General features: G+C 63.9%; 10 protein-coding genes. 6 read left to right on the top strand and 4 right to left on the bottom strand.

All coding sequences use genetic code 11. The features are described 5' to 3' along the window. Positions 1-26: 26 nt before the first annotated feature. Entirely contained in the window at positions 27-4,445 is a 4,419-nt protein-coding gene (gene mobF, locus M3330_RS24165; protein ID WP_244213157.1) for a MobF family relaxase, read from the bottom strand. Between the two features lie 228 nt (positions 4,446-4,673). On the opposite strand from mobF, the gene M3330_RS24170 reads away from it, so the two are divergent. Continuing rightward, positions 4,674-5,129, top strand: a complete 456-nt coding sequence (locus M3330_RS24170; RefSeq protein WP_255029458.1) for a hypothetical protein — start codon at positions 4,674-4,676, stop codon at positions 5,127-5,129. Between the two features lie 597 nt (positions 5,130-5,726). Next, positions 5,727-5,951: a hypothetical protein gene (locus tag M3330_RS24175; protein WP_119699198.1), complete on the top strand. Its 225-nt coding sequence runs from the start codon at positions 5,727-5,729 to the stop codon at positions 5,949-5,951. Between the two features lie 231 nt (positions 5,952-6,182). On the opposite strand, the gene M3330_RS24180 is transcribed toward M3330_RS24175, so the two are convergent. Further along, a complete protein-coding gene (locus M3330_RS24180) occupies positions 6,183-7,187 on the bottom strand; it encodes a DUF4192 family protein (protein WP_119699199.1) in 1,005 nt (334 codons plus the stop codon). A 620-nt stretch (positions 7,188-7,807) separates the two neighbouring features. Here M3330_RS24180 and M3330_RS24185 point away from each other — a divergent pair. After that, complete coding sequence (locus tag M3330_RS24185; RefSeq protein WP_162919257.1) at positions 7,808-9,112, top strand: hypothetical protein; 1,305 nt, start codon at positions 7,808-7,810, stop codon at positions 9,110-9,112. Here M3330_RS24185 and M3330_RS24190 read toward each other — a convergent pair. Next, complete coding sequence (locus M3330_RS24190) at positions 9,107-9,694, bottom strand: recombinase family protein (RefSeq protein WP_006937976.1); 588 nt, start codon at positions 9,692-9,694, stop codon at positions 9,107-9,109. The genes M3330_RS24185 and M3330_RS24190 overlap by 6 nt on opposite strands. Before the next feature lie 241 nt (positions 9,695-9,935). On the opposite strand from M3330_RS24190, the gene M3330_RS24195 reads away from it, so the two are divergent. Then, positions 9,936-10,658: a YfbU family protein gene (locus tag M3330_RS24195; protein ID WP_161995219.1), complete on the top strand. Its 723-nt coding sequence runs from the start codon at positions 9,936-9,938 to the stop codon at positions 10,656-10,658. A 138-nt stretch (positions 10,659-10,796) separates the two neighbouring features. Further along, positions 10,797-11,303 carry a hypothetical protein gene (locus tag M3330_RS24200; protein WP_255029460.1) on the top strand — a complete coding sequence of 169 codons (507 nt, stop codon included), beginning with the start codon at positions 10,797-10,799 and terminating at the stop codon, positions 11,301-11,303. Between the two features lie 373 nt (positions 11,304-11,676). Here M3330_RS24200 and M3330_RS24205 read toward each other — a convergent pair whose 3' ends face one another. After that, the gene (locus M3330_RS24205) at positions 11,677-12,168 is read right to left on the bottom strand and encodes a hypothetical protein (protein WP_161995220.1); all 492 of its coding nucleotides are present in this window, start codon (positions 12,166-12,168) and stop codon (positions 11,677-11,679) included. Positions 12,169-12,423: 255 nt separating this feature from the next. On the opposite strand from M3330_RS24205, the gene M3330_RS24210 reads away from it, so the two are divergent. Then, positions 12,424-12,942 (top strand): CBS domain-containing protein, encoded by a 519-nt coding sequence (locus tag M3330_RS24210; RefSeq protein ID WP_255029461.1) that lies wholly within the window; start codon positions 12,424-12,426, stop codon positions 12,940-12,942. Positions 12,943-13,019 lie beyond the last annotated feature (77 nt).

Consider the following 13,019-nt stretch of genomic DNA (forward strand, 5'->3'; position numbering starts at 1 on the left):
GTGGCCTCGGTTTCGTCAAATCGAAGCTAGGGTCGCCACCTTCTCTGCGTGCCATGCTCGAACTCGGGGCGAGGCTGTGGTTCCGGGTCAGGTCGATGGTGCCCGTGCTGGCGCTGCTGTTCGTATCGTACGCGATCACGTTCGACGTGTGTCCAGTCGAGTGCGGCACGGCGATCCTTCGGCCGGCCCCCGACCAGCGTGTCCTCATCGGTCACATGGTGGGTGCTGCGGTACGCAGCGGCGTCCGCGACGGCGGCCCGCCACAGGGCAGCGTGTTCGGGATCGTCGGGGCAGGCACCGAGGCTCGAGTGCGCCCAGATCGGTGCGGTGTCGTCGGTGAGCCGGTCGCGGTAGTCGCGATGGAGCTCGGCGATGGTCCGGTAGTCCTCGCGGATCGTGGCGGCGAGTTCGGGGTCGATGCTGTCGGCGTCGGACACGGGCGCGACGACCCATTCGGGTGCGTCGGGGTTGGTGAGGTCGCGGCCGTCGGCGGCGATGCGGTCGAGTTCGGCGAGCAGCGCGGTCGCTGGGGCGGTGGCTCCGGCCCGCTCCGCCAGATCGGCCACGACTTCCTCGATGCTCGCTCCGCTGAGGCGGTGGAGGTGTTCGATGCGTCCGGCGATGGCCTGGGCGCGTTCGTCGTCTGTCTGCAACGCGAGCGTGGGCAGGTGCTCGGTGATGGTCTCTTCGTGCTCGGTGAGCCATGCGGTGTTGCGGCGGGCGATCAGTTCGGTCAGGGGCTTGGCCATGTCGGAGCGCAGCGCGGCCGCAGTGGTGTCGACGCCGTTTGCGGTCAGGCGTTCGTGGTGCCAGGTGAGCAGGTTGATCGGGTCGACGCCGGCTTGGGCGGCGCGGTGGAGCTGGCGGGCGAGCAGTCGTGCGGAGGATTCTTCGGCGATGCGGGCACCGAGTTCTTCTCCGAGTGCAGCGGTGGCGAGGGTGCGAACTCTCTGTGTTTCGAGGAGTGCGGAGGTGTCGCGGTAGCGGCGGATGACTTCGCCGATGCCGGTGTCTGCGGCCGCGGCACGGTCGGTGACCTCGGTGTAGCGGCGGGCGCATTCGACCGCGAAGTCGTGCATTTCCGCGTCGGTGTGGAGCGGGTCGCGAATCGGTAGCGGCGGCAACGTCGGGTGTTCGGTGAACTGGCCGACAATTGCGCGGGTGCGGTGGGCGAGGACCGCTCCGATGTCCTTCGCTCCGGCGAGGGGGCCTTCGGCGAGTGCGTGTCCGAGTAGTGTGCGGGTGCTGTGGCCGTGATCATGGGCGTCGGCGAGGACCTGGCGAAGCTGTGCCCATCCCTCGGTGCCTTCGATGGTGGCCGCGATGTGTTCGGGCAGGGTGCGGCGCATCTCGATCTCGAGTGCGCCGTCGCGGAGGCGGCGTTGGGCGGCCAGATATGCCTCGCGCAGCCGCTCCGGGTCGGTGGAGTGGACGGCTTGTTCCGCGAGTTCTTCGGTGGCGGTGCGGTGGCCGTTGTCGGTGGCGACGACGGTTTCGAGGATCATCCGGCCGGTGGAGACGTTCTTGTCTTCCAGGTGCGGACGCTCGGTGTCGAGATTGACGGGCACGTCGACCGGGACGTAGATCCGGTTGTCGGACCGGGCGCGGGTGACGGCCACATACAGCCCGGAGCGGTCCATGTCGGGGGTGATGATGGCGTGGGCGGTGTCGACGGTGACGCCCTGGGCGCGGTGCACGGTGGAGGCGTAGCCGAGTTGCACGTGGGTGCTGATGTAGTCGGCCGGCAGGGTGATGACGCCGCCGTGTTCGAGGTGCCGGACGGTCAGTGCGCCGCGTTCGGCCACGACATCGAGCACTTCCCACAGGTCGCCGTTTCGCACGAACGCTCCGGCTTTCTTTCCGCCGGAGGGGTTCAGATCGCGGCGGTTGCTGCGGGTAAGCACGATGTCTCCGCGCCCGGCGGTGAGTTCGTCGGCGAGGGCGACGGTGGTGGATTCGTCGCTGATTCCGTCGTGGCGGCGCACGGCCTGGACTTGGACGTTGGCAGCCTTGACGTCCTCACGGGTGGGCAGCATGACGATGGACTCTTTGCCATCTGCGAGGTCGTGGAGGTAGTTCTCGACGGCCTCGCCGATCATTTCTTCGCGCGTTCCTTCGCGCACGAGATCGCGTTCGTAGATCAGGTCCAGGCCGGTGGAGTCACCGGATCGCAGCAGCATCGAGTTTTCGGCTTGGGCGGTGTCGTTGCCGAATCGGACCACGGTGTCGAGCTCGGGAGCGTCGGTGTTCTGCGCCAGATAGCGCAGCATTCCGCCGGTCTCCACAGCGTCGAGCTGGGCCGGGTCACCAAGCAGGCGGACGACTGCGCCACGTTCCTTGGCGATCTCGACGACGGCGGCGAGGTCGAGGGTGGAGGCAAGGGAGGCTTCGTCGACGAGCAGCATCGTGCCCGGTGCGATGTCGATGCCGGCCGGAAGTGTGCCGGGGCTACTGCCGACGAGACCACGCCAGGGATAGGTCAGGGAGGCCAGGGTCAGGCCGGTGACACCGACTTCTTCGCCGAGTGTTTCGGCGGCGACCGCAGAGGGTGCGAGGGCTATGACGCCACGGCCTTCGCTCTGCCATGCCTGCACGACGGCCTTCATGCTGGTGGTCTTGCCGGTTCCTGCGGGCCCGACACCGACGGCCAGCAGTGCCCCGGATTGCAGGAAGTGCTCGGTCAGGGTGCGCTGCCCGGCGTTGAGGTTGCGCCCGGTCTCGGCGCGCATCGTCTCGTACACCTCGTGGATCGAGGCGGTGCGGGCGGTGAAGACGGTGGGTTCGCTGGTGGCCGATACGAGCATCGTTTCGGCGTCGAGGATGCGCTGGGAGCTGTGCTTGTGGCTGCCGTGGTGGGACAGAACGAAGTCGCCATTACGTCGGCGCAGACGCCTCGGGATCGCGGGCAGTTCGACCCGTGGGGTGGTCACCGACAACTCCATGACCCGGCTGGTGAGTCGATCGACTGCCGTCCGGTAGGTATCCAGGTCGGGGAACGTCTCGCCGCCGAGGTGGGCCTGGACAGCGGAGGCGATATGCGGCAGTTGCCACCGCGAGCGCTTGGATTCGAGCTTGGTAATCACGTCGTGGGCGTCGTCGTCGAGGCCGCGGCGCTGGGGCATCGGGGCGTGACCGGCAGCCAAGGCGTCGCGGACGAGCTGATCGACGGCCTCGTTTCCGCCGAGTATTTCGGCGGCTTTCTCGCGCCATTCTGCGCGCATCTCCGCGAGTGATTTCGCGTCGGCCTTGCCTTCGCGGGTGTCGAGAGTGGCCTGCTGATAGAGCTGATACATCGTCTTGGCGGCGGGCATCCGCTGGTACTTGGCGCGGTACTCAGTCACGAGTTCGTCGCGTCGGGCCTCGATTGCGCTGCGGCGGGAGCTGAACATCTCGAGCATGTTGCGGGGAATAGCGGCCAGTTCGACGACGGGTTGCTTTCCCTGCTCGATCTCGCGGTGGGTCAGCTCGAGGCCGAGTTCGGTGCTCAGGCGTTGCATCACTTCGGCGTTGAATCGCTGCGAGGCGGCGACGGCGAAGCGGAACATTGTCGATCCGTCGACGGCTCGCCACTTGCCGTCTTCGGCACCCTGGGTCTTGATCGACACGACCGCGTGGGTGTGCAGGTTGGGGTCCCCGCAGCGGGAATCGAAGTGCTTGTAGAGGGTGGCGACGAAGCCGTTGGTGTCGATTTGCTCCTCGCCGTTGCGGCCGACGCGGGTGAAGCAGGCGTTCTCTTCGAGCCACCGGAGGGTGTCTTTCACCGTGGCATCGACGATGCGCTCGATCTCGATGCGCGTCTTGTTCGGTGCCAGTGCCCACAGGCTCGACACGCTCTTGGGCGGTGTGAAAACCAGGTCGTGGCCGGCTACCGGGTGGCGGACTTTGCCCTTCTCGTGGGCGATCCAGTTCCGCAATTCGGCCTCGTTCGCCACCGGCTGGCCGTGCTTGTCCTGGAACATTCCTCCGGCGATGCGGTCGCGGATCGCAGCGGATTCGTCCGGGCTCGGGGCGTGTCCGTGGGTGTCGGTGTACTCGGCGATTTCGGCAGCATGTCGGTCGAACAGCTCGACGTTGTTCTTGAAGGTCGGGAACTTCCGTCCGAGTCGGGCGAGCCGGATTGCGTCCTCGGAGGGGACGCCCCGGTCGATGAGTTCGGCGATCAGGGCGTCGGCATTCGGGTGGAGTCCTTCGCCGAACAGGGCCTTCATTTGCGCCTCGGTGACGACATCTCCGACGGAGATCCGGTCGGCGTTCTCGACGTGGATGTCGTCGAGAAGGTCGTTCAAACCGTCCACTCCTGAGCCGAACCATTCACCGGGCGGTGTTCCGTGCGCGGTGTAGTAGTCGGTCAGTTCTGCTCCACGTTCACGCTCGCGGTCGGCTGTGGCTACCTGACGTGTCAGGTACTCGTAGCCGTCCGCTGCGTGCAGGACGTGGAGGGTCATCACGGGCTCGATCTTAGCGGTGGAAACGCGCAGGTTGGGAGCGGGTTTCCCGAATGTCAGTAAAACTGCAAGAGGTGTGTCCCCTTTCTTCTGTTGCTGGTGCCCGGATACGGTGCGATGTAGATCGGTGTAGCCGGCGGTCGCAGACCGCTCCGGCGAAGCGACGGGTTTGGTCGGGTTGCTGGTTTAGACTCGGCGTGAGTTGTTGTAGACGGGAAGGGTGTCGCAGTGAGTGGTTCGGGGGATGCGGTGCACAACGAGACGAAGGTGATCTCGGCACGCAGTCAGGCACGGTCGAAGCTGTCGGAACGGCGCGCTGAATTGCTCAAGCGGATCAGCGACAACCAGCGCGACCTCGAGCGCGCATTGGCGTCGCTGGAGAAGGTGGACAAGGCCGCTGTTCGTCGTGATGCGGCGATCGCCAAGGCGAACGAGGAGTTCGAGAAGAAGAAGGCTGCGGCCGAACTCGCGGCGGGCAGGTCGCTGGCGCAGGTTGCTGGACGTAGCGAGACCGCGACCTCGATCTCCGAACTCGTCGATCTGGACGTGGCGATGGTGCGCCGGTTGGTGAAGCTGGCCGAAGAGAACAACGACTCGACGCCTCCCGCACAAGGATCGAGCGAGGGCGGCAGTGAGGCGAAGGAACCGACGCCCGACGTGCCTGTAGCTGCTTCCGGCTCCTGATCGGAGGCAGCAAGCAACAGCGCGAGGTCAGAGACGGAGCCACTGTGCGGTGGGAGCCAGGAGACGAGATCGAACGGACTCGCTTCTTCCAACGCGTGGTGTACGGACCGGACTTGGATTCCTGTCACCTCTGGATCGGTGCGCTCGTTGACGACGGCTACGGACGGTTCTGGATAGATCGAGACGGTCATCAGATCGTGGTGCGGCCGCACCGTTACGCGCTCGCTGTGGAGCTGGAACGTGGCCTCGACGACGACGAAGTGGCGATGCACCGGCGTTGTGACAATCCGCTGTGCGTCAACACGGGCGACGGTGATGCCTTCGCTGCCCATGTGGTGCTCGCGTCGGCCGCTGAGAACATGGCGGACATGGGGCGTAAGGGTCGCGGCGGGGGGCCGGCGGTTGTGGTTCGGTGCCGACCGTGCCGAACGTGCTCGACGCTCACGAGCGGTGCGCGATGCGGTGTTGCGATATGGCTGGGATCAGCACGCGATCGAGACAGCCCTGTACGACGGGGCGCAAGGAACGCTGTGGTAGTTGGCAGGCGATCGTCATCTGATGTGTCGAGGCGATTGGTGCGACCACGGTGGATATTCGATGATGAGAGATGACCGCTGCACGCGAGTCGAGGCGGTTTCGGAGACGTTAGGGGTTCTCATGCAGCGCAGTGAAGCGGAAGCGGCATTGCTCGGTGCCGTGCTCGAGGTGATGCGGATTTCGGATCTGGCCCTCGATGCGGCGGTCGCCGGCATACCGGTGCTGGACGTACCCTGCACTCGCGGCATCGACATCTGCTTCTCGGATAAGCCGGACATTCTCTGACGGCTCGCCTGAATCGCACCGTGACGATGCGCGGTCGTCGCACTGCGGTTGGGTGTCGTCCCGGCACGGTGGCGCGGATCCGTGCGCGGGCTGCGGGAGAAGCCGGGCGAAGGGGCTCGATGCCCTGAGCTCGGCCCTGCGCGCTGCGGAGGTGCGGGCGGGTTCGTTGGTGGGTTGGAGATAGGGCGAGGCCCCCGCACCGGATCGGTGCGGGGGCCTCGTGCTGGGTTGTCAGTCCTCGGGGGTGAATCCGAATTCGGGGAGGACGTTTCGACCGGCGTCGAGGACTTCTTGCACTCCCTTGGCGTGCAGGCCGTGGTCGACGACTTGGCGGATGAGAAGCGCGAGCTTGGGGATCTGGGTCTCGTGCGCTACTCCGTTCTCGATGGCGTCGAGGGCGACGGCGGCGCGGACTCCGTAGCCGTGTGCGTAGGCGACGGCGGCGAGGACGGACAGGATCGTAAAGCGGGCGTAGCCGGAGGTCTTGCGGGCGGCGTCGGTCAGGATGGCGACGGCGGCGACGTTGCGGGAGAAGTACAGGGCCACGTCGCGGGCGCGGGGGTTGTCGGTGAGGGTGATCGCGACGGCGACGGCTTCGGGGTAGGTCAGCTCGCGGGGTGCTTCGATGGCGTCGCGCAGCGTCTCGAGGTTCGCGGCGTCGGTGATTTCGGGAGCCTGGGCGCGGGCCTGGCGCGCGTCCCACTGGCGCTCGAACAACACTCCGAGGTCTTCGGCGGGTGCGAGTTCGGCGGCGAGGGCGTCGCGGCTGGGGGCAATGGGTGCGCGGCCGTCGATGACTCCGAGGACAGCAACGGTGCTCGCGAGGATGTCGCCGAGTTCTCCGGATTCGGCGCTGGGGAAGTTGAAGAAGGTCTCACCGGCGGTGTACTCGGGCAGGACGGCGGCGATGGGCACGGCCAGACCGAGTGTGTAGGCGTGGCGGGTGGCGGCGAGAAGGGTTTCCTCTGCGGTGTCGCCGTTGGGGTGGATGCTGACGAGCGCGGCGATGGTGGCGTTGAAGTCGGCGGATTCGGCGGCGGCCATGAGCTTGTCGAGAGCGACAACGGCGGTGGCGGTGGCGTGGTCGAGGCGGGCGAAGGGGCCGGTCGTTCCCTGGGGATCGATCAGTGCGATGACGAGGGATTCGTTCGGGACCATGCCGAGGAAGGCGGGGATGCCTTCGATGAACTGGGCGGTGTTGAGGCGGGTAACGGGGGCGTTCTCGTTGTTGTTCATGACCCTAGTTTACATCTGTTTTGATGCTTTTTCGATGTTTTGCTGGTGCCTTTCCGGTGCTTTTCTGGTGATGCCGGTCACACGTTTTTTGGCTCTGACCTGCGGTTTTGCGGGTGTATCGGGGTGGTTCGGTGGCGGTGGTGGAGCGGGTACCTCGGTCGGTCGGTGCGGCCTGGTGAACCGGGCGCGGTGACTGCCGGGCAAGGGCGGGTTTTCCCTTGCTCGGTGGTCGGCGGGTCCGGTAGGGCCGTGGTGTGGCGACCGGGCGCGGTGCACGCGGAGCGGCGGGAACCTTGGGAGGGAGGGATAGGGGTCCGGGGGCGGAGCCTCCGGGATCGGTAGAGCCGACACACAGCAGACGAGCCGGGGCACACTCCTAGCCAGGGCGAGGGGGCACCGTCCGCCGGCCGCGGGAGCATACGTTTGCCGGCCTCGAGACCAACGAGGCAAAGATCCGACTGCCACACCACCCCTCGAACACACTGCTCGTCAACACCCGACACGACCCGAAGGGGGTCCGGGGGCGGATTTCCCCCGGAGACAGGACACTTTCTCGGCCTCGACATCCCCGAACCGAGACCGTCTCGGAGCCAGTCGGCGTTGGGTGGTTCACTACGCTCATGACGTTCCATGCGGTAGCTGCACTTGTGATGATTTCGGGTCCTGCCGACACCGAACAAGAAGTTGAAGCAGTCAGGGCCACCATCGCGAAATGGAACAGCAGCCACGCCAGGGATGAGGGCGTCGTGTTCGTCCCCCAGCACTATTCGACCGATACGGTCCCGGTCCTACGTGCAGGTGTCGATGGTCAGGCGATCATCAACGAGCAGATCACCAATCATGCAGACGTGATCCTCGCGTTGTTCAAATACCGCCTCGGCACCCCGACTCCGCGGAACGAATATTCGGGCACCGTCGAAGAGGCCGAGGCTCGGAGTGAGACCGGGATGGCACACATGTTCTTCTGGCAGGGCGACAGCCTCCCGATGACGATCGCCGGCAGCACCGAGAAGATGGCGGACTGGGGCAAGCTCAAGACGTATCGAGAGACTTTCCACGAAAATACGAGCGGGTTGTATCACACGTATAACTCGCTTGAATCCTTGATCGATAAGGTTGAGGCAACACTTTGGCGCGACGCTCGAATTCTGAAGACTAGAGGAAATACGCTTCAGCCAGTCCCCGCTGCGTCTGTTTCAAAACTGGATCTCGAAGTCTCTCTGGACGAAAATGAAGTTTGGCATCATCCGGATCTTCCCGAGTTCATCGAAGTGCTCATTGATAATGAATTGGAACGCGAGAAGAAGCGGGAAGGAATTCCCTCAGCCAATGACGTAATTGCCCGTTCCTTCGTCTCCATTAATTCAGGCTCATCGGTTAACCCAGCCGAAGAAATGGAAGGATGGACCGCTCGAACTCGCGCAAACTTGGCTTCTTTCGACGAAAAGATTGCAGCGGCAGCGGCACTCCCTATAAAGGTCGCACTTTCTACTTCCAAGGTCCTCAAGGACCTGGAAGTAGAGTTCGTGTTCTACGGCGTGCGCGGGCTCGATCCCACCGAGGACAGATTCACCGATATATGGACCCCTTTGCGGAAATCCAAGAGTTCACACCCTCCGTTTGGCGTCCACGTACCAGATTTTCCAGCTTACAATCTAATTCTTCATTCATCCTGGGGCACCGTTGGAGACGACGTTGTCCTTACCGTTAGTGTTCCCGACCTTCGTAGACAGGTAAAGCCCTACGAGTCGGAGCCCGCGGTGGTTTTGATGGTCCCTTTCGATCAAACTGGGATCGAGGAAATTAGATATTCCTGGCGTGCCACAGCTATGAATGTGGAAGGGGAGGCAGAAGGTGATGGTTCTCTCCCCGTTATGCAGTCAGGACGCGAGGACGTGATCGAGTGGATGAAGTCGCATTTATAAAGTCGACTCGTCTCGTGCACGGCGCAGCGTTGCGTACATCGCAGAACGCGAGAGTCCGCTGATCTCGCAGAGCTGGCCGGCGGTGTATTCGCCGGATTCGTAGTCGGCGAGCAGGCGTTTGCGCTGCAAGGCGGACAGCTTCGGTTGCTTGCCTTTGAGTCGGCCGGCCTTCTTCGCTTCGGCCATGCCTTCGCGGGTGCGGGCGCGGATGAGGTCGGATTCGAACTCGGCCATCAGCGACAACATGCCGAAGAAGAGTTTGCCGGTGGGATCGGTCGGGTCGTGGACGGAGCCGCCTATGCTCAGGCGGGTGCCTTTGGCCTCGAGTTCGTCGGCGATCGCCCGGAGGTCGACGGCGGAGCGGCCGAGGCGGTCGAGTTTGGAGACGACGAGGGTGTCGCCTTCGCGGCAGGCGGCGAGTGCTTCACGCAGACCGGGTCGGTGTCGGTTGCGGCCGGTGTAGCCCTTGTCGGTGTAGATCCGGTCGTCGGGGACTCCGAGGCGTTTGAGGGCTGTGCGTTGCGCTCGCAGATCTTGGCCCGCGGTGCTGCATCGGGCATAGCCGATCAGGATTCCGTCCATGAGGCGACGATAGTGCTGTTTAGGTCAGCTGTACGAGACCAACATGCAGGACGGTTAAACAGGACGGTCGCACGGCCGCCTTCCGCAGGACACGATCAAGTGCCGGACCGTTTCGGGGTGTGCTGTTTGAGGATCGTCAAACAGCACAGCTACCCAGAGTCGCCACGCCGCCGCGACGTAATGCGGTATTACAAAATAAATGCTGTATTCTATTTGTAGTTCAGACTACATGGAGGAACCGATGGCCACCCTCACCCTTCGCGTCAACGACGAGACCCGAGAAGAACTGGAGGCGCTGGCGCAGTCCAAGGGCACGACCGTCAGCGCGTTGTTGCGGGACCAGATCGATCAGTTGCTCGGTCGCGACGTGGAGATGCACCGTGGTGACGTTCCTCAGTCACTGACGATGACCGAACGGCTGCTGCTCGCGAACCAGGCGAGGATCCTGGCCGCTCTCGATCCGGATGAGGCCGACTACTACACACGACGAAGCGAAACCCTTGAGGAGGGGTACGCCGGCGAGTACGGCGACGTGTTTGCCGCGGTTGGTCCAGAACTCACCCGCACCGAATGCGCCTTGGTCTGGGACCTGCTCGACATGTTCCGCGTCCTGAGCGCAAGCATCGAGACGCTCAGCCCCGCTGATCGAGCCGTCCTCGGGGAAGAACGCATCGACCGGCTGCGGTTCCAGGGATTCGACATCAGCGACGAACTGGAAGGCCGGCTGCTGTCATATGTGCAATATCTGGTGCGCGGCAGGAGGTGGGCGGAAATCGGACCTCGCTTGGAGGAGATCGGTGACGACGGCAACTCTCACCACCGATACTTGCCCTTCTACCGACTTCTGCTCGACACCTACCAGCCGATCATCACCGCCCGAGCCAAGAGCCGGGGATACTCTCTCGATGCCTACCGCCTCGACCTCGAACAACTCATCGAGTTGGCGGAGGTTAGCTTCCGATGACGGAAATCTGTACAGAACCCGTAACTACGGGCGTGGGTCGGAAACTCACAAGGACGGGACCCGTCGTCGCCGACACAACGACGACCTGGTTCGGCAGCCCGACTCACCTTGCACCCCCCACTGACAAGATTCCGGGCTGTGCACGCATTCATTGACGAGTCCAAGCGTGACTGCTACATGCTCTGCGCTGTCACCGTCGCCGCCGGCGACGTCGCGGCCCTACGTAAACAGGTGGATGCGCTGCGTCCGCGAGGCAGCGCACGTATACACATGAAGTCCGTCAGCAAGAAGGACGCGCCGAAGCTGGTCACCGAGGTAGCGAAGCTCGACGCGGCCAGTCGCCTCTACATCGTGAAATCGGGAAAGATGCCCGAACGAAGCGCCCGCGATCTCACTCTCGGGGCAGCTGTTCGGGATCTGGCAACGCTCTCGGTGAGTCGGGTCCTCATCGAATCCTGCAATCAGGACCGAGAGGACAATCGGACGATCCGCGACGCGTTGGGCGCCGACGTGCCGTTCGTCTACGACCATGCTTCCCCGAGCGATCCGCTGCTGTGGCTTCCCGATATCCACGCATGGGCCTGGGGCCGCGGTGGCCAGATGAGGGCGAAAATTGCGCACCGGATCGAGGTGTCCAGGCTTTGACAACGAGAAGAACCCCACCTATGGATGGGGTTCTTCTGAAGCAGGATGGGCGCGCAAGGCTGGAAACCGCTAGGTGGAGCTGCCCCACAGGGGTACTTACGCTCCGGAGACCTCCTACACGAACCACTTCCCTCGGCTAGTGCCTTGGGCATCCTAACGGTACCACTTTCCCCTACTATCCCTCACTCGCGAGACACACCCCTTCCCACTGACGTCGCCCCGGGGATGGAAAAACGGAGTACACGTGCCTATACGACACCGTCGTTGCGGTCGATAAGAATCCTTGGCAGTCGATAGACGGAAGTTGACGTAGAACCCATATAAGCGGGGGGTACGGCGCCTTTCACCGAGGCGGCCACTCACCAGCGGCGTGTCAAGGGTAGGTCCGGCCGGTCCGTTCAGGCACTTCATTGCCGTACAGGACACTGACGATTGTTCTGGCCAGCTCGACCCAGGCTCGCGGTTCATAAAGTACCTCCTCGGGATGCTCGCCTTTCTCCCCCGGCGCACCGCCGGGGATGTGCGCCCACCCGTCGGTGCCGACTTCGGGCCAGGTGTAGGCCAAGAGCAGGTCGGATCCATTGCTCCACGACGCCCAGCCGTGGACCGGGGCACTCGAGCCGGGGGACAGCCCGCCTTCGTGTTCGGAGATGTCCTGAGTCCAGGTGAGCCACGCAACACCCTCCCAGGCGAACGTGATGTCCTGAGCAGAAAATCCATTTCCGGTGTCGAACATGAAGGTGAACGAGACCTTACCCAGCTCGACCTCGTCTGGAAGGCCGAGGGTGGCGGACTGTTCATCGCCTGCGGCGGCGATGGCTTCTTCGAGTGCGATCGTGCGCCCGCTGGCGGCTCGTTTCGGCATGCTGCCTCCGGACATCGAGGTTTGCTCCACGGTATCGAGGACGCATATCCCCGTGCTGGCAATCCGCCATCACGATCCGGCAATGATCAGGGATTCCTGAGCCGCTACTGCTTTGCGGCAACGCCGCAGCGGGTCACGATGGGAAAGTGACCGCATCGGATTCACCTGACCTGGCTCGCGAGTTCCTCGACCTTTGGGCCGATATCGAACAGTACTTGCGGCACAAGGACACGCTTCCCGAGATGGCGCGCCGGTATGGACGAAATCCTCGATGCCGCCCGGGATCGGGACCCGCTCGTTCGTCGCTACTATCGCGCATTGTCCGCATTCCGGAAGTTGCGCAACGCAATCTCGCACGATCGTTATCGTGAGGGCGCCCCCATTGCCACGCCACGGGCGACGACGGTCGATTCGTTGCGCGACATCCACCGTGAACTGCTCAACCCTGTCCGGATCGGGCAGTGCCTGCGGTCCACAGGGGTGATCACGGCAACGCCGGACGAGCCGCTGCGCGAAGCGTTACGTGAGATGGCGCAGTACACCTATTCCCAGCTGCCGGTCTACGAGAACGGCAGCTATTTGAGTTTGTTGACTACCAACGCCGTCGCCAGGTGGCTGGCCGCGCAGATCAGCGATGCCGGGGAGATCCTGGTCGACCGGGTTCGGGTGCGGGAAGTACTCGATTATGTCGAGCCGACCGAGAAGGTTGTCCACCGCGTGTTAGGGACGTGCTTCGGAAAGCAGGGTTCTGATGATCGGGTAGCGCGAGTATGAGCATCGGATAGCGGTGCCGGTCCTCGTGTGCTCGTGTCGGTTCTACGCGTGGCAACAAGGCTGCGCGTGGATCCGAA

It is taken from the genome of Rhodococcus sp. GA1, assembly GCF_024321955.1.
Classification (GTDB): Bacteria; Actinomycetota; Actinomycetes; order Mycobacteriales; family Mycobacteriaceae; genus Rhodococcus; species Rhodococcus pyridinivorans.

What these genes read in the sequence shown, in the direction of transcription:
- M3330_RS24210 (WP_255029461.1), top strand. Translation starts at nt 12,424, where the DNA reads ATGGACGAAATCCTCGATGCCGCCCGGGATCGGGACCCGCTCGTTCGT.
- mobF (WP_244213157.1), bottom strand. Translation starts at nt 4,445, where the DNA reads ATGACCCTCCACGTCCTGCACGCAGCGGACGGCTACGAGTACCTGACA.
- M3330_RS24185 (WP_162919257.1), top strand. Translation starts at nt 7,808, where the DNA reads ATGACGTTCCATGCGGTAGCTGCACTTGTGATGATTTCGGGTCCTGCC.
- M3330_RS24205 (WP_161995220.1), bottom strand. Translation starts at nt 12,168, where the DNA reads ATGCCGAAACGAGCCGCCAGCGGGCGCACGATCGCACTCGAAGAAGCC.
- M3330_RS24190 (WP_006937976.1), bottom strand. Translation starts at nt 9,694, where the DNA reads ATGGACGGAATCCTGATCGGCTATGCCCGATGCAGCACCGCGGGCCAA.
- M3330_RS24195 (WP_161995219.1), top strand. Translation starts at nt 9,936, where the DNA reads ATGGCCACCCTCACCCTTCGCGTCAACGACGAGACCCGAGAAGAACTG.
- M3330_RS24180 (WP_119699199.1), bottom strand. Translation starts at nt 7,187, where the DNA reads ATGAACAACAACGAGAACGCCCCCGTTACCCGCCTCAACACCGCCCAG.
- M3330_RS24175 (WP_119699198.1), top strand. Translation starts at nt 5,727, where the DNA reads ATGATGAGAGATGACCGCTGCACGCGAGTCGAGGCGGTTTCGGAGACG.